The organism is Ensifer sp. (assembly GCF_031989085.1).
Lineage (GTDB): Bacteria > Pseudomonadota > Alphaproteobacteria > Rhizobiales > Rhizobiaceae > Ensifer.
This window is the reverse complement of sequence record NZ_DALZXU010000005.1, coordinates 112443-133303: the sequence shown is the minus strand read 5'-3', so window position 1 is coordinate 133303 and position 20861 is coordinate 112443. Positions and strand designations below refer to the sequence as shown.

The 20861-nt window shown below is 63.0% G+C and carries 26 protein-coding genes; 12 read left to right on the top strand and 14 right to left on the bottom strand.

Features of this window, described 5'->3' with window-relative positions:
* Positions 1–8: 8 nt before the first annotated feature.
* Both RTP54_RS21195 and RTP54_RS21190 read right to left on the bottom strand, forming a co-directional pair.
* Positions 9–1649: an ABC transporter substrate-binding protein gene (locus RTP54_RS21195; RefSeq protein WP_112810652.1), complete on the bottom strand. Its 1641-nt coding sequence runs from the start codon at positions 1647–1649 to the stop codon at positions 9–11.
* A 50-nt stretch (positions 1650–1699) separates the two neighbouring features.
* Positions 1700–2755: a dipeptidase gene (locus tag RTP54_RS21190; protein WP_112817626.1), complete on the bottom strand. Its 1056-nt coding sequence runs from the start codon at positions 2753–2755 to the stop codon at positions 1700–1702.
* Between the two features lie 335 nt (positions 2756–3090).
* Here RTP54_RS21190 and RTP54_RS21185 point away from each other — a divergent pair, with 335 nt between their 5' ends.
* Both RTP54_RS21185 and RTP54_RS21180 read left to right on the top strand, forming a co-directional pair.
* Positions 3091–4314, top strand: a complete 1224-nt coding sequence (locus tag RTP54_RS21185; protein ID WP_162703593.1) for an alpha/beta hydrolase — start codon at positions 3091–3093, stop codon at positions 4312–4314.
* A 65-nt stretch (positions 4315–4379) separates the two neighbouring features.
* The gene (locus RTP54_RS21180; RefSeq protein ID WP_112817625.1) at positions 4380–5396 is read left to right on the top strand and encodes a substrate-binding domain-containing protein; all 1017 of its coding nucleotides are present in this window, start codon (positions 4380–4382) and stop codon (positions 5394–5396) included.
* 7 nt (positions 5397–5403) lie between these two features.
* On the opposite strand, the gene RTP54_RS21175 is transcribed toward RTP54_RS21180, so the two are convergent.
* The 4 genes from RTP54_RS21175 to RTP54_RS21160 form a co-directional block, all read right to left on the bottom strand.
* A complete protein-coding gene (locus RTP54_RS21175; protein WP_312365694.1) occupies positions 5404–6447 on the bottom strand; it encodes a Gfo/Idh/MocA family oxidoreductase in 1044 nt (347 codons plus the stop codon).
* A 5-nt stretch (positions 6448–6452) separates the two neighbouring features.
* Positions 6453–7238 carry a ThuA domain-containing protein gene (locus RTP54_RS21170; protein WP_312365692.1) on the bottom strand — a complete coding sequence of 262 codons (786 nt, stop codon included), beginning with the start codon at positions 7236–7238 and terminating at the stop codon, positions 6453–6455.
* Between the two features lie 134 nt (positions 7239–7372).
* Positions 7373–7714: a DMT family transporter gene (locus tag RTP54_RS21165; protein WP_112810649.1), complete on the bottom strand. Its 342-nt coding sequence runs from the start codon at positions 7712–7714 to the stop codon at positions 7373–7375.
* A 16-nt stretch (positions 7715–7730) separates the two neighbouring features.
* Complete coding sequence (locus RTP54_RS21160) at positions 7731–8291, bottom strand: TetR family transcriptional regulator (RefSeq protein WP_312365689.1); 561 nt, start codon at positions 8289–8291, stop codon at positions 7731–7733.
* A gap of 140 nt (positions 8292–8431) precedes the next feature.
* Between RTP54_RS21160 and RTP54_RS21155 the strand changes: the two genes are divergently transcribed.
* Both RTP54_RS21155 and RTP54_RS21150 read left to right on the top strand, forming a co-directional pair.
* Positions 8432–8824 carry a globin gene (locus RTP54_RS21155; RefSeq protein WP_112810647.1) on the top strand — a complete coding sequence of 131 codons (393 nt, stop codon included), beginning with the start codon at positions 8432–8434 and terminating at the stop codon, positions 8822–8824.
* Positions 8825–8826: 2 nt separating this feature from the next.
* Positions 8827–9195: a DUF423 domain-containing protein gene (locus tag RTP54_RS21150; protein WP_112817623.1), complete on the top strand. Its 369-nt coding sequence runs from the start codon at positions 8827–8829 to the stop codon at positions 9193–9195.
* Between the two features lie 31 nt (positions 9196–9226).
* On the opposite strand, the gene RTP54_RS21145 is transcribed toward RTP54_RS21150, so the two are convergent.
* The 5 genes from RTP54_RS21145 to RTP54_RS21125 all read right to left on the bottom strand — a co-directional run bounded on the left by RTP54_RS21145 (position 9227) and on the right by RTP54_RS21125 (position 11918).
* Positions 9227–9541, bottom strand: a complete 315-nt coding sequence (locus RTP54_RS21145) for an antibiotic biosynthesis monooxygenase family protein (RefSeq protein WP_112817622.1) — start codon at positions 9539–9541, stop codon at positions 9227–9229.
* Between the two features lie 11 nt (positions 9542–9552).
* On the bottom strand, positions 9553–9822 hold the full coding sequence (locus RTP54_RS21140; protein WP_112817621.1) for a hypothetical protein: 270 nt from the start codon (positions 9820–9822) through the stop codon (positions 9553–9555).
* 65 nt (positions 9823–9887) lie between these two features.
* Complete coding sequence (locus RTP54_RS21135; RefSeq protein WP_112810643.1) at positions 9888–10298, bottom strand: DUF2325 domain-containing protein; 411 nt, start codon at positions 10296–10298, stop codon at positions 9888–9890.
* 232 nt (positions 10299–10530) lie between these two features.
* Entirely contained in the window at positions 10531–11448 is a 918-nt protein-coding gene (locus tag RTP54_RS21130; RefSeq protein WP_112810642.1) for an energy transducer TonB, read from the bottom strand.
* 62 nt (positions 11449–11510) lie between these two features.
* A complete protein-coding gene (locus tag RTP54_RS21125) occupies positions 11511–11918 on the bottom strand; it encodes a hypothetical protein (protein WP_312365683.1) in 408 nt (135 codons plus the stop codon).
* 195 nt (positions 11919–12113) lie between these two features.
* Here RTP54_RS21125 and hemP point away from each other — a divergent pair, with 195 nt between their 5' ends.
* From hemP to RTP54_RS21090, 7 genes are all read left to right on the top strand, one after another.
* A complete protein-coding gene (gene hemP, locus RTP54_RS21120) occupies positions 12114–12341 on the top strand; it encodes a hemin uptake protein HemP (RefSeq protein WP_312365681.1) in 228 nt (75 codons plus the stop codon).
* A gap of 10 nt (positions 12342–12351) precedes the next feature.
* The gene (locus RTP54_RS21115) at positions 12352–13413 is read left to right on the top strand and encodes a ChuX/HutX family heme-like substrate-binding protein (RefSeq protein WP_312365679.1); all 1062 of its coding nucleotides are present in this window, start codon (positions 12352–12354) and stop codon (positions 13411–13413) included.
* A gap of 10 nt (positions 13414–13423) precedes the next feature.
* Positions 13424–14374, top strand: coding sequence for a hemin ABC transporter substrate-binding protein (locus RTP54_RS21110; protein WP_312365677.1), 951 nt, complete (start codon positions 13424–13426; stop codon positions 14372–14374).
* Positions 14361–15485, top strand: coding sequence for a FecCD family ABC transporter permease (locus RTP54_RS21105; protein WP_112810638.1), 1125 nt, complete (start codon positions 14361–14363; stop codon positions 15483–15485). Before RTP54_RS21110 ends, RTP54_RS21105 begins: the two co-directional genes overlap by 14 nt.
* A 9-nt stretch (positions 15486–15494) precedes the next feature.
* Complete coding sequence (locus tag RTP54_RS21100; RefSeq protein ID WP_312365675.1) at positions 15495–16286, top strand: heme ABC transporter ATP-binding protein; 792 nt, start codon at positions 15495–15497, stop codon at positions 16284–16286.
* A 167-nt stretch (positions 16287–16453) separates the two neighbouring features.
* Positions 16454–16822: a DUF883 family protein gene (locus tag RTP54_RS21095; RefSeq protein ID WP_112810636.1), complete on the top strand. Its 369-nt coding sequence runs from the start codon at positions 16454–16456 to the stop codon at positions 16820–16822.
* A gap of 78 nt (positions 16823–16900) precedes the next feature.
* Positions 16901–17332: a hypothetical protein gene (locus tag RTP54_RS21090; protein ID WP_312365669.1), complete on the top strand. Its 432-nt coding sequence runs from the start codon at positions 16901–16903 to the stop codon at positions 17330–17332.
* Between the two features lie 84 nt (positions 17333–17416).
* Here RTP54_RS21090 and RTP54_RS21085 read toward each other — a convergent pair whose 3' ends face one another.
* The 3 genes from RTP54_RS21085 to RTP54_RS21075 form a co-directional block, all read right to left on the bottom strand.
* Positions 17417–18925 (bottom strand): sensor histidine kinase, encoded by a 1509-nt coding sequence (locus tag RTP54_RS21085; protein WP_312365663.1) that lies wholly within the window; start codon positions 18923–18925, stop codon positions 17417–17419.
* Between the two features lie 146 nt (positions 18926–19071).
* The gene (locus RTP54_RS21080; protein WP_077503295.1) at positions 19072–19626 is read right to left on the bottom strand and encodes an RNA polymerase sigma factor; all 555 of its coding nucleotides are present in this window, start codon (positions 19624–19626) and stop codon (positions 19072–19074) included.
* Positions 19627–19634: 8 nt separating this feature from the next.
* Positions 19635–19829: a NepR family anti-sigma factor gene (locus tag RTP54_RS21075; RefSeq protein WP_077503294.1), complete on the bottom strand. Its 195-nt coding sequence runs from the start codon at positions 19827–19829 to the stop codon at positions 19635–19637.
* 135 nt (positions 19830–19964) lie between these two features.
* On the opposite strand from RTP54_RS21075, the gene RTP54_RS21070 reads away from it, so the two are divergent.
* On the top strand, positions 19965–20759 hold the full coding sequence (locus RTP54_RS21070) for a response regulator (protein WP_112810633.1): 795 nt from the start codon (positions 19965–19967) through the stop codon (positions 20757–20759).
* Positions 20760–20861 lie beyond the last annotated feature (102 nt).

The following is a 20861-nucleotide window of genomic DNA, read 5'->3' as shown; positions in this document are numbered from 1 at the left end:
CTTTCGGGTTATTCCTTCGAGATGCCGGCGACGAAGTTGGTGTCGAAGCTCGGGCCGAGCTTCAGGCCCTTGACGTTGCCGCGGTAGCCGGCAACTTCGGTCTGCTGGAAGATGATGACGAACGGGCTTTCGCCCAGCACCGTCTTCTGCAGTTCCTTGTAGGTTTCCGCACGCTTGGCGCTGTCGCGCTCAAGCAGCGCATCCTTGGTCTTCTTCGTCAGCTCCGGAACGTCCCAGGCATTGCGCCAGGCAAGGGTCTTGTTCTTGCCTTCGTCGGAGTTGTCGGGGTTGGCCGTGAAGGTTTCGGCATTCGAGTTCGGGTCGAAATAGTCCATGCCCCACTGACCGATATACATGTCGTGGTTACGGGCACGGTACTTCGTCAGCGTCTGCTTGCCGTCGCCGGGGATGATCTCCAGCTTCACGCCGGCCTGGCCGAGCGTCTGCTGGAAGGATTCGGCAATGCCGGTGACCGGCTGGCCGTTGCGCACGTCCATGGTGACGGTGAAGCCGTCGGCGAGGCCGGCCTTGGCCAGGAGTTCCTTCGCCTTTGCGACGTCGAACTTGTAGGGGTTCTCGTCAAGCGCGCCCAGAACGCCCTTCGGCAGGAAGCTCTGGTGGATTTCGCCGATGCCCTTGATCAGCGTCGAGCCGATCGCATCGTAATCGACCAGGTACTTGAACGCTTCACGCACTTCGGGCTTGGCGAGGTTGGCGTTCTTCTGGTTGAGGCTGATGTAGTAGACGGTGCCCTTCGGCGCGTTCGTCGTGGCAAGGTCGGCGTTCTTCGAAACGGCGTCGAAGTCACCCGGCTCCAGGTTGCGCGCGACGTCGATGTCGCCGGCTTCCAGCGCCAGGCGCTGGCCAGAGCTTTCTTTCATGTGGCGATAGATGACGCGGGCGAGCTTCGCCTGTTCGCCATAGTAGTTTTCGTTGCGCTCGAGGACGATGACTTCGTTGGCGCGCCACTCGCGCAGCTTGAACGGGCCCGAACCGGCATAGCCGGTCTTCAGCCATTCGTTGCCGAAGTCGTTGTCGAACTTGTACTCGTCCGTCGGCGTCACCGGCTTGACGTTTTCAAGCACCAGCTTCTTGTCGAGCACGGCACCGACCGTTGCCGTCAGGCAGTTGAGCACGAAGCTCGGCGCATAGGGCTGATCGACGGTGAAGACGAAAGTGGTATCGTCGGTGGCCTTGGCCTTTTCCGTCACGTTCTCGCCGTTAAGGCCGAACTGGGTGAGGATGAAGGCCGGGCTCTTGTCGAGCTTGACGGCACGCTCGAACGACCAGGCGACGTCGGCAGCCGTCACCGGGTTGCCGGAGGCAAACTTCAGGCCGGGCTTCAGCTTGAACGTATAGGTCAGGCCGTCGTCGGACACGGTCCAGCTGTCGGCGAGATCACCGACGACCTTGGTGGTGTCGTTGATATCGAGGCGCACCAGCATGCTGTAGGTGTTGCCGGTGATTTCAGCCGCGGTCAGCTCGAAAGCTTCGCCCGGATCCATGGAGATGACATCGTCGATCGCAAAGGCTTCGACCAGCGTGTCCTTCGGCGTTTCGGCAAAGGCCGGTGCGGTCGCGGCCATTACCATGGCGAGCGCTGCCGAAGCGGTCAGAAGACGTAGACGTCCATTGAGCTTGTGCATCATTTTTTGCAGTTCCCTCGTTTGTGCCCTTGTTCGGGGCTCTTCTTCATGGATCAGGCGGCCTCGTGCCAAGCCTGCCCCAGAACTCTCAGCCAGTTCTCCCGGCATATCTTTGCCAGTTCGGCGTCACCATATCCGGCGCTCTTAAGCGCGGCAACGAGCTTCTGGCTGCCGGCCGCATCGCCGATATCTTCCGGTATCGTCGCTCCATCGAAGTCGGAGCCGAGACCGACACAATCGATCCCCATGCGCTCGACCATGTAATCGATGTGACGGACCATGTCCGACAGCGGTGTCGCCGCATTCTCCTGCGCATCGGCGCGCAGCATCGTGGTCGCGTAGTTGAGGCCGACCAGGCCCTTGCTTTCGCTGACGGCATCGAGCTGCTTGTCGGTGAGGTTGCGGGCAACCGCCGTCAACGCATGGGCATTCGAATGGCTGACGACCAGCGGCTGGTCGCTCGTTTTCGCCACATCCCAGAAGCCCTTTTCGGTGATATGGGCAAGATCGATGAGGATGCCGAGACGGTTGCAGGCCTTGACCAGCTCGAAGCCGGCCTCGGTCAGGCCCGGCGCCGTATCGGGCGACATCGGGAAGGCGAAAGGCACGCCGTGGGCAAAGGCGTTGTGGCGGCTCCAGACCGGACCGAGCGTGCGCAGGCCCGCGGCATAGAAGGTTTCGAGCGCCGACAGATCGGCGCCAATGGCCTCGCAGCCTTCCATGTGCAGAACGGAGGCGAAAATGCCCTGCCCGATCGCCTCGCGGATTTCGGCGGTCGAGCGGCACAGCTTCCAGGCGCCGGCACGATCGAGGCGCACGGCGATATCGGCCATCTCGACGGCGACGCGAAGCGACGGCAGATGCTCGATCGGGGCCGAGAGCGGCGTGGCGTAATGTCCATTCGCGTCAGGGCCGGCCAGCACAAGGTCGCCCGAGGGAACGTAGATCGCGCAGAGACCGCCGACGAGGCCGCCCTTTTTCGACCGTGGCGCATCGATATGGCCCTGATCGGTGCCAGTGACGAACTCGCCTACCGGGTCGCTTCCCTTGCGTGCGTTCTGCCACAGCCGCAGGAGCACGTCATTGTGGCCATCGAAAACCGCCTGCATTCCCAATTTCCTTATGTTTTCAGGGAGATCGGATGTGGCATGCAATGCCGCACCGAAGGAGGAAAGATCGGATGCTATTGAAAGGTCGAAGCGTTTTCAATTGATATCAAGGGGTTTTACCCAGTGCCCGCTGTCGCGAAATGTTGCATGTTTGCCGCATGCGCACCGCCAGAAGGACCGCGAACCGGCCGAAAAGCTATGATGAGGGCAGAATTTCTGCCATTTCTAGGGCATGAGACTTGCCGGATCCGGGGTTATGGATCGGCACGCCGCATGATGCGGCATTGGGGGTTTTGTTGCTGCGTTTGTTTTCTTGGGCTGGCCGACCGGGCCAAGTGGGCCGCATCGCCACCGTTCTGCTCCTGGCATCCGTTCTCGCAGCCTGCGCCAGCCGGCCCGTCGGCGTGCTCGTCCCATCGGGAACGGCCGGAGGCGCTTCTGAAGTCGACCTGCTGGTCGCCACCACCCGCGCGCCGTCCGCCGAGCCGGGCGTGCTATTCAGCGGCGAGCGCGCCGACGAATTGTCGCTCACGGAAATTGTCGTCTCCATCCCACCGGAAAAGAGCCGCACGGTCGGTCAGGTGCAGTGGCCGAAAAAGTTGCCAGCCAATCCGGAACGCGAATTTTCGACCGTCAGCGTGACGCCGTTGAAGGGCAAGGATGATGCGCAATCCTGGCTGAAGGGCAACCTGCCGAAAAGCCGGCGCGTGCTGATCTTCGTCCACGGCTTCAACAACCGTTATGAGGACGCGGTCTATCGCTACGCCCAGATCGTGCACGATTCAGGCACCGACGTCGCCCCGGTGATTTTCACCTGGCCCTCCCGCGCCAGTGTCTTCGACTACAATTACGACAAGGAAAGCACCAACTACTCCCGCGACGCGCTTGAAGACCTGCTGCGCCGGGCGTCGCGCGACCCGAAGGTCGGCGATATCACGGTCATGGCCCACTCGATGGGATCCTGGGTGACGGTCGAGGCGCTCAGACAAATGGCAATCCGCGACGGACGCGTGACGCCGAAAATCACCGATGTCATCCTTGCGTCGCCCGATCTCGACGTCGACGTCTTCGGCAAGCAGATCCAGGCGATGGGCAAGGCGCGGCCGAAATTCACGCTGTTCGTGTCGCGCGACGACCGCGCGCTCAATCTCTCCCGCCGCATCTCCGGCAACATCGACCGTCTCGGCCAGATCGACCCGACGGTCGAGCCCTATCGGACCCAGCTGGAGACCGCCGGCATCACCGTTCTCGACCTGACGGCACTGAAAGGTGGCGACAAGCTGAACCACGGAAAATTTGCAGAAAGTCCCGAAGTCGTGCAACTGCTCGGCAATCGCCTGATCGCCGGACAGACGGTCACCGATTCCGATGTCGGTCTCGGCGAGCGCGTCGGCGCGGTGGCGCTCGGCACCGCCCAGACCGTCGGTAGCGCCGCAAGCGTTGCCGTATCGACGCCGATCATGATCTTCGATCCGCGCACCCGCGCCAACTACGGTAATCAGGTCCGCCGCCTTGGGCAGTCGGTCGAAAACACAGTCGGCTCGACCGTCGCACCTTAAGGGCGCTTCTGGTTGCACGGTGAAAGCCCGGCGGTCTATAATCGGCCGGGCAACGGGAAAATGAAATGAATCTCAAGGAGTTCGCGGGCCGGCTGGGACTGTCGCAGACGACGGTCAGCCGGGCGCTCAGCGGCTATCCGGAAGTCAAGAAGGCAACGCGCGAACGGGTGCTGAAGGCGGCTGCCGAACTCGGCTATCGGCCGAACACCAGCGCGCTCGGGCTTGCGACCGGACGGGTCGGCACCATCGGCATCGTCTTTCGCGGCGGCGGCGATTTCGGCCCGCATACCAGCGAATTCATGGGAGGCCTCGGCAGCCGGCTGCAGCGGGCCGACGTCGACATTCTGCTTTCGACGGTGGACACGCGGGAAGCGGAGCTTGCGACCTACCGCCGGCTGGCCGCGAGCAAACGCGTCGATGCGGTGATCCTGCATTCGCCTGCGGTCGATGATCCGCGCATCGCGCTTCTGACGGAGCTGCGGCTGCCCTTCGTTCTGCACGGACGAACCGAAACGGCAGGCGATTTCGCCTATCTCGACATCGATAATTTCGGCGCGATCCGCCAGGCGACCGAGCTCCTGACGGCGCTCGGACATCGCCGCATCGCGCTCGTCAACGGGCATCGCGGCTATACCTTCACCGAGCATCGCCAGGACGGCTACGCGACAGCGCTCGGCTCGCGCGGCATCGATATCGATCCCAACCTGCTCGGCAATGGCGATTTTACCGACGAGATGGGCTTCCGGCTAATGCAGGGGTTTCTAAGCCAGGAGAACTGTCCGACGGCGGTGCTGGCGGGCTCGATGATGTCGGCGCTCGGCGCCATGCGGGCAATCCGCAGTGCCGGATTGACCGTCGGCGAGCACATTTCGCTGATCGCCCATGACGACGTCTTTCCCTATCTCAGTCCCGAAAACCTGATCCCGACGCTTACCACGACCCGGTCATCGATCCGCGCTGCGGGAACGCGGATCGCCGAGATGGTCCTGGATCTGCTCCAGGGCACGCCGGCGAGCGACCTGCGCGAGGTCTGGCCGGTGGAGCTGGTCATGCGCAACTCCACCGCCCCCCCCCCGGGCTGAGGCCTAATCAGACAGCAAGCTCGCGCCGCTCGGCCTCGGTCTCCATTGCGAGGTCGAGCACCTTCTGCAGGTTGGCCGCATGGCGGAACCCGGGCTCGACCGTCTTTGCATCCTTAACCGCCGCCGCAAAGCGCTGGTAGTTGGTCGGCACAGTACCGGCATCGACATCGCGCCAGGTCGCCGTCTCGACATCAGCGCCGAGGCAGGCGCGAAGCGTCGAGCCGTCGGGCGTGTGAACCACGTCAAGCGCGCCCTTGTCGCCGTGCAGGCGCAGGCGCAACTCGTTGAGATGGCCGGTCGCCCAGCGGCTGGCATGGATCACGCCCATGGCGCCGTTGCCGAACTCGGCGGTCATGACGAAGCTGTCATTGGCGTCGAGGTCATATTCGCTGATGCGGTTTCCCGGCGCCTTGTCGAAGGTTTTCAGACGGGCGAAGACCCGCTCCGCGTCCGTGCCGGCGCCATAACCGGCAAAATCGAGGATATGGATGCCGACATCGCCGAGCACGCCGTTCGAACCATGTTTGGTCGACAGCCGCCAGAGCCATTGCGATTCCGTCGCCCAGTCGCCCCAGGCCTTGGAGACCAGCCAGCTCTGCAGATAGGACGCTTCGAGGTGGCGCAGCCTGCCGACATCGCCGGCGAGCACCATCGCCCTTGCCTTTTGCAGTGGCGCCACATTGCGATAGGTCAGGTTGACCATGGTAACGAGGCCGGAGCGCTCGGCAGCGTCAGCCATCTCCGCGGCCTTGGCGTAGTTTTCCGCCAGCGGCTTTTCGCACAGCACGTGCTTGCCCGCGGCAAGCAACGCCAGCGTCGTCGGGTGATGCGCCTTGTCAGGCGTCACGTTCGTCGCCGCGTCGAACTTGCCCCAGGCGATCGCCGCGTCGAGCGAGGTGAACGTATTGGCGATGCCGTGCTTTTCGGCAAAATCCTTGGCGCGCTTGGGGTCGACGTCCACAGCCCCGACCATTTCAACACCTTCGATCGCGGCGAAGGCTTCGGCATGGCTGTTGGCCATGCCGCCGGTTCCAACAACGAGAAGACGCATGGCGCTCACCTGTAGCCGGCTTCGCCGGCCTCGTGCAGCTTCGGCCCACGCTCGACGATCGGCTCCAGCGCGTTTTCGACCGGCACGTTCGGTGCGTCATGGATGGCGGTATAGCGGTTGTCGGCGTTGTAGGCCCACTTCACCGAGTTGCGCAGCACCTTCTGGACATTGCCGTCATGATAGGTCGGGTAGGTCTCGTGACCCGGACGGAAATAGAAGATGTTGCCGGCACCGCGGCGCCACGTCAGGCCAGAGCGAAACACCTCGCCGCCGGCAAACCATGAGATGAACACGGTCTCCAGCGGCTCCGGCACCGAAAACTGCTCGCCGTACATCTCCTCGTTTTCCAGGACGAAGTTCTCGCCGATGCCCTCGGCAATCGGGTGGCGCGGATTGATCGCCCAGACGCGCTCGCGCTCGCCCGCCTCGCGCCACTTGAGCGCGCAGGGCGTGCCCATCAGCCGCTTGAAGATCTTGGAGAAGTGGCCGGAATGCAGAACGATCAGGCCCATGCCTTCCCAGACGCGCCTGGCGACGCGCTCGACCACTTCGTCGCTGACGGCGCCATGATCCTTGTGCCCCCACCACAGAAGAACATCGGTTTTCGCCAGCCGCTCCTCGCTCAGGCCATGTTCCGGCTCCTGCAGCGTCGCCGTCGTCGCCTTGATCGAGACGTCGGTGTTCAGCGCCGCCGCGATCGTGTTGTGCATACCGTTCGGATAGATGCTTTTGACGACATCATTGGTCTGTTCGTGAATGTTCTCGCCCCACACGACTGTCCGGATCGACATCGGCAAACTCCCGTTTATGCGCATCGGTTTAAATTGAAAGCGGTTTCAATTGCTAGAACTAGTCACGCGCGAAGGTCATTGCAAGCGCTTTTTGCCTTGCCCGATGCCGGTACCCGGATGTCAGCCGGCAGGCGTCAATGGAACGTGGATTTGGAAAAGACGTTGAGCACGACGACGCCGGCGATGATCAGCCCGAGCCCGAGCATGGCAGCAAGATCGAGCTTCTGGCCGAAGGCGAAATAGCCGACGAGGGAAATCAACACGATGCCGAGACCGCTCCACACCGCATACGCAATACCAACCGGAATGTAGCGCAGCGTGTAGGACAGGAAGAAGAAGGCGATCGCGTAGCAAACGACCATCGTGACCGTCGGCACCAGCCGGGTGAAGTGCTGGGCTGCCTGCATCGCCGAGGTGCCGAGGACCTCGAAGACGATGGCGACAACCAGAACGGCATAGAGCATGGCGGGGTTCATCTGGACCTCCTTCGGCCTATCGCGCCGAAAGCGCTTTGAGATTGTCCGCCAGGGCGAGGCGTGCCACGGCATCGAGATCATGGCTCTGCATCAGGTCGGCAAGCCAGAGGCCATCGGCGGCAAGGCGGGCGAGCACGCAGTTGGGCGAAGCATCGGTGTCAGCGAACTCCTGCGCGCGGCAGCTGACCCATTCACGCCAGCGACCCTTCAGGTTCGGCTCGGCGATCATCGCGATCGTCAGCATCCGCCAGCCCGGAACGTCGGCGTCCGGATCGAGCTTGGAGCAGACATCGACATAGGCGCGGGTAAAGCGCCCCTGCGCCACGGGATCTGCGGCCATCGCCTCTTCGATCGCCGCATCGAACCGGGCGACGAGATCGTCGAACAAGCCGTCGAGCAGCGCCTGCTTGTTGGGGAAATGATGCAACAGCCCACCCTTGCTGACGCCGGCGGCCTGCGACACCGCATCGAGCGTGATGCCTGCGACCCCCTGCTCGTGCGACAGGCGTGCGGCCACCTCCAGCAATTGCTGGCGGACCTGTTCGGGCTGTTTCTTGCGGCGATGGGCTTCTGTCATGCCGGCATAAAGATACCGTCTGGACGGTTTGTCAAGACACAGGGCTATCAACCGCGCCGAAACGCCGCAAAGTCACCCGGGCAAAAGCCGTTGTTCGCCAGGTTTCGACGGGCTAGGACAGGATCAAGAAGGAACGAGCCATGTCAGAACAGGAAACGACGACACTTTACGAGGCGATCGGCGGCGACCCGACTGTGCGCGCACTGACCCGTCGTTTTTACGAGCTGATGGACACGCTGCCGGAAGCTGCGCGTTGTCGCGCGGTTCATCCGCCGGACCTCTCCGGCAGCGAGGAAAAATTCTACGAATACCTGACTGGCTGGCTTGGCGGTCCGCCGATCTATGTGGAAAAGCGTGGTCACCCCATGCTGCGGCGCCGGCATTTCGTCGCCGAAATCGGGCCGCAGGAGCGCGACGAGTGGCTGCTCTGCTTTACGCGCGCGCTGGAAGAAACGGTAACCCATCCGAAGCTGCGGCAGATCATCCTCGATCCGATCACCCGCCTCGCTTTGCACATGCAGAACAAGGAATGACCATGCAGACCAATGGATTGCGCTCCACGACCCTGTTTGTCGCCGGATTGATGGGGCTAGCCGGCGTGGTCAGCGCCGCCGGCGCATCGCATGGGTCCGACCCCAGGTTGCTTGCCGGGATCTCGGCCATGTGCCTCGCACATGCGCCGGCGCTCGTCGCGCTATACGCGGCCTGGCCGAGCTTCCGCACGGCGCCTGCCGCTGCCTTGCTGATCGCTTTCGGAACGGCGCTGTTTTCCGCCGACCTCGCCATGCGCCACATGACGGGTCAGGGCCTGTTCCCGATGTCGGCGCCGCTCGGCGGCACCACGATCATGGCCGGATGGCTGGCCATTTCCATCGGCGCCTTCCTGCCGAAAAAGGCGTCGTGACGCTCATCACGCCCGAGCGCGGCGCCTGAAATCAGGCGCCTTCGACGACGGAGAAGCCTTCGAACTTCGGCGGCCCGAGATACATCGCGCGGTTGTCGCCGGCGTTCTTGTGCGCTGCCCGGAAGTTTTCCGACTTCGTCCAGGCCGAAAAGGCATCCTTGTCCTTCCAGGTCGAATTCGACACGAACAGCGTATAGCCTTCATCCGGCACGCTTTCGCCTCTCAAAAGATGAAACGAGAGGAAGCCCGGCATTTCCGCAAGACTGGAATCACGCCCCTTCCACACAGCCTCGAAGGCCTCTTCATGGCCGATGGCGATACGAAAACGGTTCATTGCGTAGAACATAGCCTGCCTCTTCACGCGCTGTCTTTTTTGCGAGCCGGTTCGTTCGCGGCCCTCGGGAAGGCCACAATAGTGCCCTCCTGCGGCTCCGCAAGCCCAAAGGGATCGCGGCCAGGTCGGCGCGTTTCCCACGACGGAAACTCCGTGACGTTGGGGTTCTCCTCGAGCATGCGCGAGCGCCGCGTCAGCAATTCGTAAAGCTCGGGCACGAGCCCATCGCCGTTCTGCGCTGCCAGTTTGTGCAGGCCGATCATCATGCACTTGTCCGGACGGTCTTCAATCATGTCGAGAAATCTCCAGGCGCGCGCGCAGCCTCACGCCGTCGCCGCGCGTCCTATCGTGGCTGAACCTAGTCGTTGCGGCTGTTGGTGAGATCCTGCAGGGCCCGCTCCAGGCTCGATTTCGAACCGTTGCGCAAGGGCACGAAGGCCTTGCCCCACTTCTTGCAGCCGGTCTTCACGCGAAGACAAGCATCGTGGCTGATGCAGTCGATCGGGCAGAACACACAGTCGACCGAAGGAAGGACGCGGTCGATGCGCGATACCGCCTCGCGCAGGCCGCCATCGTGGTGAAGCAGTTCCGCACCGAAGGAACTGGCGATTTCGCGCAAGTGCGCCACCTGGCAGTCGCGCCCGCCGACGTAAAGAAAGCTGCGGCCTTCGAGTGTCGTCTTGGCTGGCTCTTCGCGGACCTCCGCCCGCTCGGAACCGGAACGACCCTTGCCGTTCTTGGCCGCATTGTGATGACGCTTGCCGCGCATGCAATCTTCTCCGCCTCATTGCTGCGCCGTCCGCCATTATGGCAACCGATCGCATCGGATGTACGCACACCGCTCGGTTGCGTCATGGCGGCAACTTATTAAACTTGATTATCAGAGTAAAGTATAAACATGAGTTTTCTAATCATATTTATTCAAGGCGCGCCTGCAGCTGTAGATCCGGCATGGCGGGCCCGCCGCCGGCAACGGCGGCGAGTTGCCCTTGGGCAGGTTTTCAGCCCGGATTGTAGGCGATCGGCAGGCTGAAGGTCCAGCTGCTGCGACCGGCATCGGCCGGGATCCGCGGGAACGGCGCTGCACGCCGCACGGTCTCCAGTGCCGCCTGGTCGAGAACCGGCGACCCGGAACTTCCAGCCAGCCGAAGACCAGAAAGCCCGCCATCCGCCGACACGACAAAGCTTACGGTTGCAGTACCGGTTATGCCCTGGCGCCTGGCCTGGGCCGGGTAACGATGCTTCCTCATGACCTTGACGCGCACCTTGCCCTTGTAATTGTCAAAGGAGGCATTGCCCTCGGCCGACGAAACCTTGCCTTGTCCGGATGCCGTCGCAGCCTTTGCGTTCTCCAGGCCGTCCGCCTTGCCCTTGACCTGGCTCTGCGCCTGCTCGCCCTTGTCGCCCGACTTCTTGCGGGTGACCTTCTTCTTCTTGACCGGGTCCTTCTTCGGTTCGGGCTTCTCGACCTTCTCCTTCTTCGGCTCCTCGATCACGGGCTTTTCTTCCGGCACGATCGTCTCGACCGGCGCGACGCTGGCCGTCACCACTGCTTCGGCAACCTGTAGCGTGGGGATCTCTTCTGCCGGCAGGATCACGTCGGCTTCCGTGGCGATCAGGTCATGCGGCTGCTCGGCGACGATCTCGGGCGTGGTCGACGTCACCTCCTCCACCGGCTCGATCTCCTCCGGCTTCATCTCGTCGGGAGTGTCTTCGGTCGGCTCGACGATTTCGGAGGGGTCGCCGGCCTGCAGCGTTTCATCGAAGGCATCGCCGAGAAGCGCGACTTCGGTCGCCACGCCGCCCATCACCAAAGCCTGCTCGTCATGCGGCTCGGATGGCGCAAACAACATTGCGCCGCTGGCATGAGCCACGAGAGAGAAGGCGATCGCGCCGATCCATTTGATGGTATGCTTCATCTTAGCCTAACCTTCGCCGCGAACCGCGACGCAAACGCAGTACTCAATGCGAAAACCCGACATCAGCCCTTGAGTTCGACCGGCGACTTCGAGCCGGTCTTGAGCGCCTTCATGCAAGCGTCGCCCTGAACGCCATCGCCGACACAGGCGGGCGCGTCATTGATCAAGAGGCTCTTCACCGCCTCGCAATTGGTGCCCGGCAGATCGAACTGTCGCACCTTGGTCTTGCCTGCGGGCAGGTCGCGGAAATCGAGCACCGCCATCCGTTCGACCAGACCCTTCTGGTCGAAAATCACGAACTCGAAGGAAACCTTGCTCAGGTTCTGCTCGAATGCGTTGCCGGCGACGAAGGTGAGCTTGCAGCCCTTCTGCGACGGCGCAACCTCGTTGAGCTCGATGTTGAGAGCGCCGGCGGGCGCCGCCTCCTGAGCTGCAGCGCCACCGGCTGCAAGCGCGAATGCGAGGGCCATGGGAACAATCATACGGTGAAGGTGCATCATTCTAAATACCACTCGCGATGGGCGCTCCTTGCGGCGGAGCGTTGAAGTCGTCGCCATCTTTCCACAAGCGCTGAACATCTAACTTGAGTATGGCAATCCGGTATTGCGTCCATAAAGAAATATGAGTAATGAAGTCAAGATAGTAAACGAATTGCGCGGCAGGAAATGCGGGAAAAACACCGCCTCCCGCCATCTAGAGACGACCGAACCGTGGCAGCCGACGACACCGATCATGCGCGACTTTCGCAACCTGTTGCCGCGGCGCAGCGTCTCCAGCGGACCATCGAAAGCCGCGACCTGTTTCGCGGCGACAACGAGATCCTCATTTCCCACGACGGGGCGATCTACCGCATGAAGATCACCCGCCAAGGCAAACTGATCCTGAACAAATAGGCAAATGACAATGACCGAGAGCCTCCGCCCTACCCCGTCCGAAATCCGCGCCTACCGCGCCGAAAACCCGAAGATGCGCGAGCGCGACATCGCCGCTCAGCTCGGCGTCTCGGAAGCAGCGCTCGTCGCTGCCGAATGTGGTCTGACGGCCGTGCGCATCGATGCGGATGCCAACCGCTTCCTGCTGCGGGCCGAGGAGCTGGGCGAGGTCATGGCGTTGACCCGCAACGAGAGCGCCGTCCATGAAAAGATCGGCGTCTACGAAAAGATCACCACCGGCGAGATGGCCAGCATCGTACTCGGCGAGCAGATCGACCTGCGCGTGTTCCCGAGCGCCTGGGCGCATGCCTTCGCCGTCACCAAGACCGACGACAACGGCGATGCGCGCAAGAGCCTGCAATTCTTCGACAAGTGGGGCAATGCGGTCCACAAGCTGCACCTGCGCCCAGCCTCCAATGCCGCCGCCTATGACAAGATCGTCGAAGATTTCCGCCTCGACGACCAGTCCCAGACCTTTGTTGCCGACGCCAGCACGCCCGCTGCCGACGACAAGCCTGAAAACGTCGTCGACGTTACCGAGCTGCGCGACCGCTGGTCCAAGATGACCGACACGCACCAGTTCCATGGTCTCTTGCGCAAGCTGAAGATCGGCCGCCGCCAGGCGCTGCAGCACATCGGCGACGACTTCGCCTGGCGCCTCGACCCGTCGAGCGTCGAGACGATGATGCGCCAAAGCGCCGAGGTCGAACTGCCGATCATGTGCTTCGTGGGCAACCGCGGCATGATCCAGATCCATTCCGGCCCGATCGAAAAGATCGCTCCGATGGGCCCCTGGCTCAACGTCATGGATCCGACCTTCCACCTGCACCTGCGCACCGATCACATCGCCGAGCTTTGGGCCGTGCGCAAGCCGACCGCCGATGGTCACGTCACCTCGATCGAGGCGCTCGACGCCAAGGGCGAGATGATCATCCAGTTCTTCGGCAAGCGTAAGGAAGGCTTTGCCGAGCGTCCCGAATGGCGCGACATCGCCGAAGGCCTCGCACGCCTCAACACCACCGTCGCAGCTTAAGGACAGCGTGATGATCAACGGTCTCGACTTCCGCCGCCTTCGCCGCTGGGAGCTGGCTCTGGCCGCATTTGCGGTTTCGGCTCCCTTCCTGTTGCCCGTCGTGGCGCCGGGAGCACCGTCGTTCGTTCGCCCTGCCATGGCGCAGAGCATCGAACAGCCGGACGTCTCGCGCGTCGTTTCGGTCGGCGGCGCGGTCACCGAGATCATCTACGCGCTCGGCGAGGAAGGCCGGCTTGTCGGCCGCGACTCGACCAGCACCTATCCGGAAGCGGCAACCAAGCTGCCCGACGTCGGTTACATGCGGGCGCTTGCCCCTGAAGGCATCATCGCGGTCAATCCGACCGCGATCGTTGCCGTCGAGGGCAGCGGCCCACCGGAGGCACTCGCGATCCTGAAGGATGCGAAGATCGCCTTTGCCAGCGTGCCGGAAACCTACGACAGGGCCAGCATTCCTGCAAAGATCCGCACCGTCGGTACCTTCCTCAATGTGTCCGAAAAGGCCGAAACGTTGGCAAAGTCGGTGGAAACCGACCTTGATGCGGCGATCGCCGATGGCGCCAAGCGCCCGCAAGGCGAGCGCAAGCGTGTCCTTTTCATCCTGAGCACCCAGGGTGGAAAGATCCAGGCTTCCGGCATCGGCACCGCCGCCAACGGCATCATCGAGCTTTCCGGCGCAATCAATGCCGCCGGCCAGTTCCCCGGCTACAAGGCCCTTTCCGACGAGGCGATCATCGAGGCCAAGCCCGATGTCATCCTGATGATGGATCGCGGCGGCGAGCACAGCGCCAAGGCGGCCGAACTCTTCGCCCTCCCGGCGCTGAGCCTGACGCCTGCGGCCAAGACCCAGTCCCTGATCCGCATGGACGGCCTGCATCTGCTCGGCTTCGGTCCACGCACGGCAAGCGCCATCCGCGAACTCAATGCCGCCATCTATGGGAAGAAGGCCAATGCCTCGCAGTGAGGCGTTGGCTCGCGGCATGCGCCTGACCGCTCTTGCAGCCGATATCCGGGCCGAATGGCGGTCCGGCAATCGGGCGCGGCTCGCCCGCGTCGTCATCGTGCTGCTCGTGATCCTTGCCGCAGCCACCTTCGTCGGCTCGATCATGACCGGTGCTGCCGACGCGTCGCTGTCGAACGTCGTGGCCTGGCTCTTCGGCGCAAGCGATGCCGACCAGGTCTTCAGCGTTCGCGACCGCATCATCATTCTCGACATCCGGCTGCCGCGCGCCGTGCTCGGCATGCTCGTCGGCGCATCGCTTGCCGTTTCCGGCGTCGTCATGCAGGGGCTGTTCCGCAACCCGCTGGCCGATCCGGGCCTCGTTGGCGTTTCCTCCGGCGCAAGCCTCGGTGCGGTTCTCCTGATCGTGCTCGGCTCTGCGGTCTTCGGGCCGCTGTTTGCGCTGTTCGGCTTTTACGCCCTGCCTGTCGCCGCCTTCATCGGTGGCCTCGTCACCACGCTCCTGCTCTACCGCATCGCAACGCGCGGCGGACAGACCTCGATTGCGACGCTGCTACTCGCCGGCATCGCGCTCGGCGCACTGGCCGGCGCGTTCACCGGCGTGCTGATTTTCATGGCCGATGACAAGCAGTTGCGCGACGTCACCTTCTGGGGGCTCGGTTCTCTTGCCGGCGCCAACTGGACAAAGATTGCCGCAGCAGCGCCCATCATTCTGCTGTCGCTCGCAGTCACGCCTTTTCTGGCCCGTGGCCTCAACGCCATCACGCTCGGTGAAGCAGCGGCATTCCACATGGGCATTCCGGTGCAGCGCATGAAGAACATTGCCATCGTCAGCGTCGCGGCGGCGACGGGCGCTTCGGTCGCGGTCAGTGGCGGCATCGGCTTCGTCGGTATCGTCGTTCCGCATCTGCTGCGTCTCGTCATCGGTCCGGATCACCGCTATCTCATACCGGCCTCGGCGCTTCTGGGCGGTACCCTGCTCATTCTCGCCGACATGATCGCCCGCACGATCGCCTCGCCGGCCGAGCTGCCGATCGGCATCGTAACCGCTTTTATCGGTGCACCGTTCTTCCTCTGGATCCTGCTGCGCGGCCGCACGACGATGGGACTGTGAGACGAAACCATGATCAGCGTATCCAACCTCTCCGTCCGGCTCGGCGGCCGTGTTGTCATCCATGGCATCTCGTTTGAGGCGGCGCCCGGCGAACTGACCGCGATCGTTGGTCCCAACGGTTGCGGCAAGACGACGACGCTGAAGGCGATCTCCGGCGAGCTGCCGGCAGAAACAGGCTCGGTCAGCATCAATGGCCGCAACCTCAAGGGTCTGAAGCCCTGGGAGCTGGCGCTGAAGCGCGGCGTGCTGCCGCAATCGACCGTGATTTCGTTTCCCTTCACGGTGCGCGAAGTCGTCCGGCTCGGCCTGACCGCGGGCGCGACGTCGGATCCGAGAGCCAATGACCGCATTGCCGCCGATGCGCTCGACGCCGTCGATCTCGGTGGCTTTGCCGGGCGCTTCTACCAGGAGCTTTCGGGTGGCGAGCAGCAGCGCGTCCAGCTCGCCCGCGTGCTTTGCCAGATCTCCGACCCGGTCGCCGACGGCGAGCCGCGCTATCTCCTGCTCGACGAGCCGGTGTCGAGCCTCGATATCCGCCACCAGCTGACAATCATGCAGCTGGCGCGCAAGTTTTGCGAACGCGGCGGTGGCGTCATCGCCGTCATGCACGACCTCAACCTTACAGCCATGTTCGCCGACCGGATGATCATGATGAAGGCGGGCAAGATCCGGGCAAGCGGCGCGCCGGGCGATGTGCTGACGGACGAGACCATGGAGGCTGTGTTCGGTTGCCGCATGCAGGTCAGCGCCATGCCGGCCGCCGGCGTTCCCTTTGTGCTGCCGCAGACGGCGACGCTTTAAGCACCACTCGGCAAATCGCGCCAACTTCAAGATTTATCGAAACAATTTGCGCACTCGTGCGTTGTTGTCCCTGAAGGGCCGGACGTTGCGGATTGATCGCCGCGCCTGGTTCGTGAAAATCGCGCCGGTCGCCCATGGCCGGCGTTGCAGCGAAAGGGAGACCCATCATGGCTTCAGGCCTCTTCTCAGGTTCCAGTTCACGCTCGAGCAAGCGCAACGGCGTGCTCGCCGACAGTTCCATCGAGGACCAGATCAGCGAGCTGCGCGGCGACATGGCAGCGCTGGTGGCGTTGCTGGCCGATCGCGGCGCTGACGCGTCGAAACAGGCACGCAGCAAGGCGCACGACGTGCGCGACCAGGCCGAGGCTGGCATCCAGGACCTGCTTGCATCAGGCGAAGAGCTGTTGGGTGACCTCAGGGACCGTTATGCCGGAACCGAAAAGCAGTTGCGCAATGCGGTGCGGGAGCACCCCTTCGCGACCCTTGGGACCGCAGCGCTGATCGGCCTGATCGCCGCCGCCCTTCTGCGGCGCTAGGCAGCGACGGGATTGTAACGTGGTGGGCTCGTGAAACACGGCCCACCCGTTTTGACGTGTTACCGGGAGTAAAAGTGCATGGGACCATTCGGGGTTGCCCTGTCCGCCTTGCTGGCCGCCGACATTGGCGCGACGACCTCACGCATCAAGCGCAACGCAGCGCTCTGCGCCGTCGTCGCCGTGCTGCTCGTCACCGCCTATATTTTTGCACTGATCGCGATCGCGCTCTATCTCAGCGCCGCCTATTCGCCCGTGGTCGCCGCCGCATCGATCGCGGCAGCCCTGATCCTGACCGCTCTTATACTGATCATCGTCATGATCGCCCTGCAGGGACGGGATAGAAAGCTGGCGGAAGAGCGCCGCCGCCGGTCGATGGTGCGAACCAACCTGACGATGCTTGCCGCAACCAGCATTCTGCGCAAACAGCCGCTGATCGCAGTCGGCACGGCCCTCGCCATCGGTGCTTTGCTCGGAACCGGCAAGAGGCGTCGGCCGAACCGGGATAACTGATGCTAGCATCGGAGCGTTCCGGAAAGGTGCGGAGCGCCTTCCCTCAGAAAATCGGTCCGTGTTTCCGATGAACCCGAAGTGGCCCTACAGCGGCAGGCGGATCAGGGCGGTGACGCCCGCTGCCATGTATTCGACCTTTACCGAGCTGCCGAGAACCTTGTCGAGGCTGCGTTCGATCAGGATGGAGCCGAAGCCGCGACGCTTGGGTTCGCGCACCGGCGGCCCTCCGACCTCTGTCCAGGTCAAATGCAGCACCGCCTCGCCTTCCTCCACGACATTGCGGGCCGTCAGCACCACCTTGCCAGTCGGCACCGACAGCGAACCGTATTTCACGGCGTTGGTGGCAAGCTCGTGCAGAACGAGCCCGAGGCCGACCGCCTGGTCGGGACCGAGCAGCACTTCGTCCTTGTGCAACTCGATCTGGTCGGCATAGACGCTGACATGCGGCATCAATTGCTTGGAAATCAGGTCCGCGAGCCGGATCGTGCCCCATTCGTGGTCCGACAGGAGCCCATGCGCCTCCGAGATTGCCTGCAAGCGTCCGGCAAAGGCAGTCATGAATTCGGCGGGATCGCTGGTCTGGCGCAGCGTCTGACGGGCAAGAGACTGCAGCATGGCCAGCGTGTTCTTGACCCGATGGTTCAGCTCCTTCAGCAGCAGCCGCGTGCGCTGGACGGATGTCTGCTGGTCGGTGACATCGATGGTGACGCCGATAAAGGTCAGCGGATTGCCCTTGGCATCCCGCTCATGCACCCGCCCGCGGCCGAGCAGCCAGCGGCCGGTATTGCCGACGCGAAACATGCCATCATATTCCTCGTCCGCCTTCATCGCCTGGCGAAGCTTGGCAAAGGTGGCGCCGCGATCGTCGGGATGGATGGCGCCGAACACCTCGCGCGCGCCGAACGTATGGTCTGCCGGAAACCCGAACATGCGCATCATGGCGCTGTTGCCGGCAATCACGCCGGAGCGGACATCCCAGAGCCAGCTGCCGATATTGGCGGCTTCGAGCGCCATGGCATGGCGCTGCTCCTCGCGGGAAAGTGCCGCCTCCTTGATGGCGCGGCGGCGCGCCTCGTCCTTGAGCTTGAACAGGGACGCCGCAAGCTCTGCGAGCCGGCTCAGCTGCTCCATCAGGTGTGGCGCCACCGAACTGCGCGGCGCGACATCGAGAACACAGACCGTGCCGACCGGCTGCCCGTCGAGAACGATCGCCGCGCCGGCGTAGAACCGCAGGAAGGGCGGGCCGACGACAAGCGGACGGTTGCGAAAGCGCGGATCCGAGGACGCGTCGAGAACGACGAGGCCTGCGCCCGCATCGCCTGCCGCCGCATGCACGCAGAACGAATCTTCCGATGAGGCCCGCGGCTGCGACGTTCCGACTGCCGCCTTGAACCATTGCCACTCGCGGTCGAGCAAGCTGACGAGAGCGATCGGCGCGTCGAAGAGGCGGGCAGCGATTTCGGTGATACCGTCGAAGTCGGTGTCGGGGACCGCCATATCCGGCACCGTCGCATGCAGCACCCGCAGGCGTTCGGGTGCGTCGAGCAAGGATATCTCCATCGAGGCGGTCTGTTCTTCTCTTTTGTCTTGCATCCGGCCTCAGCTCCAAACTGCCGCACCGAACCGCCTGCGCCGATCAATCGGCGCAGGGCGATGCGATGCACAGGTATTCTGGCCGCCAGTGAAAGCAGGGCTGCAGTCGATTTGCAACGCTCTGGCGGCCAAAAAGAACCCCTGAGTCAGGAAACGAATGCCCTGGAGGTGATGGGAGCGGAGGTTTCGTCCGGACCGTAGTCGTTTTCGCCTTGCACCTGGAGAATATCCTGGAGGCGTTGGCGCGCACGGTTCACACGGCTCTTGATGGTGCCGAGCGCACAGCCGCAGATCGTCGCCGCTTCTTCATAGGAAAAGCCGGACGCACCGACGAGAATGATCGCTTCGCGCTGATCGGGAGGCAAAGTTTCGAGCGCCCGGCGAAAATCCTGCAGGTCGAGCGAACCGTACTGCTCGGGATGATGGGCGAGCGACTCGGTGAAGTGGCCGTCGCTGTCCTGCACCTCGCGTCCGCGCTTGCGCATCTGGCTATAGAGTTCGTTGCGCAGGATCGTGAAGAGCCAGGCCTTCATGTTCGTGCCCATCTGGAAATGGTCCTGCTTGGCCCAGGCTTTCATGATCGTGTCCTGGACAAGATCGTCGGCCCGGTCGTGGCGACCGATGAGCGACATGGCAAAGGCGCGAAGGCTCGGCAGGGCCGCGAGCATCTCCCGCTTGAAATCATTCTTTTCAGACGACATTCCGGCGCTCACTCCCTACCCTGCAGAACGGACTGCTGTTCGGCTGCATCGAGTTTCTCCAGAAGATCGAGAAAACGCGAGGGTATCGCCTCCTCCTGAACGGACTGATAGAGGGCCTTCAGCTTGGCCGCTATCTGCGCATTTGGGTCTTCGGTCCATGAGGTCGTACCGGAAGTGCGCCCCGCCCCTGTTTTATACTTCATTGTCAATCTGTCGCCTTGTGGTGTTCATTACCGCCTTAACGCGTCTGAAAAATGAAATGTTCCCTCCCGGAACTTTTTTTTGCGTGAAGCGTTTTGGCACGTCACTGCAAGATTACATTCTCGAGGGAGTTCCCCATGACATTGTCCACACGGATCGCGCCGCTTCTGCCCTATCTGCGCCGCTACTCGCGCGCATTGACTGGCTCGCAGACATCAGGCGACGCCTATGTGGCCGCCGTACTCGAAGCCCTGATCGCCGATACCTCGATCTTCCCCGAGGCCAGCAACGATCGGGTCTCCCTGTTCCGCCTCTACACGTCGCTGTTCGTATCGTCCTCCGTGCTCGTGCCGGAGCCGGTTTCGCCCTTTGCCTGGGAGCAGCGCGCCTCGGTCAATCTGGCAAACGTATCGCCGCTTGCGCGCCAGGCGTTCCTGCTTGTCTCCGTGGAAGGGTTCAGGCCGGAAGAGGCCAGCGAAATCCTTGACGTCAGCGACGACAAGATCGGCTCCCTGCTCGACCGCGCCTCGCAGGAAATCTCGCGTCAGGTCGCAACCGACATCATGATCATCGAAGACGAACCGCTGATCGCGATCGATATCGAGAACATGGTCGAGAGCCTCGGTCACCGCGTCACCGGCATTGCCCGCACCCGCGACGAGGCAATCGCGCTTTACAAGAAGACGCGCCCGAGCATGGTGCTTGCAGATATCCAGCTTGCCGACGGCAGCTCCGGCATCGACGCGGTCAACGAGATCCTCCAGACCAGCGCCATCCCGGTGATTTTCATCACCGCATTCCCCGAGAGACTGTTGACCGGCGAACGCCCCGAACCGACCTTCCTGGTCACCAAGCCCTTCAACCCCGATATGGTCAAGGCGCTGATCAGCCAGGCGCTGTTCTTCAACGAATCGACGAAGGCCGCGGCCTGATCAACTCCACAGTCTTTCCTCGCCGGCGGCCTCGGTCGCCGGCTTTCGTTTGTCTGCCTGGTGGTTGCGTCAACAGACAGCCTTGGCAATCGCGTGCCTGAA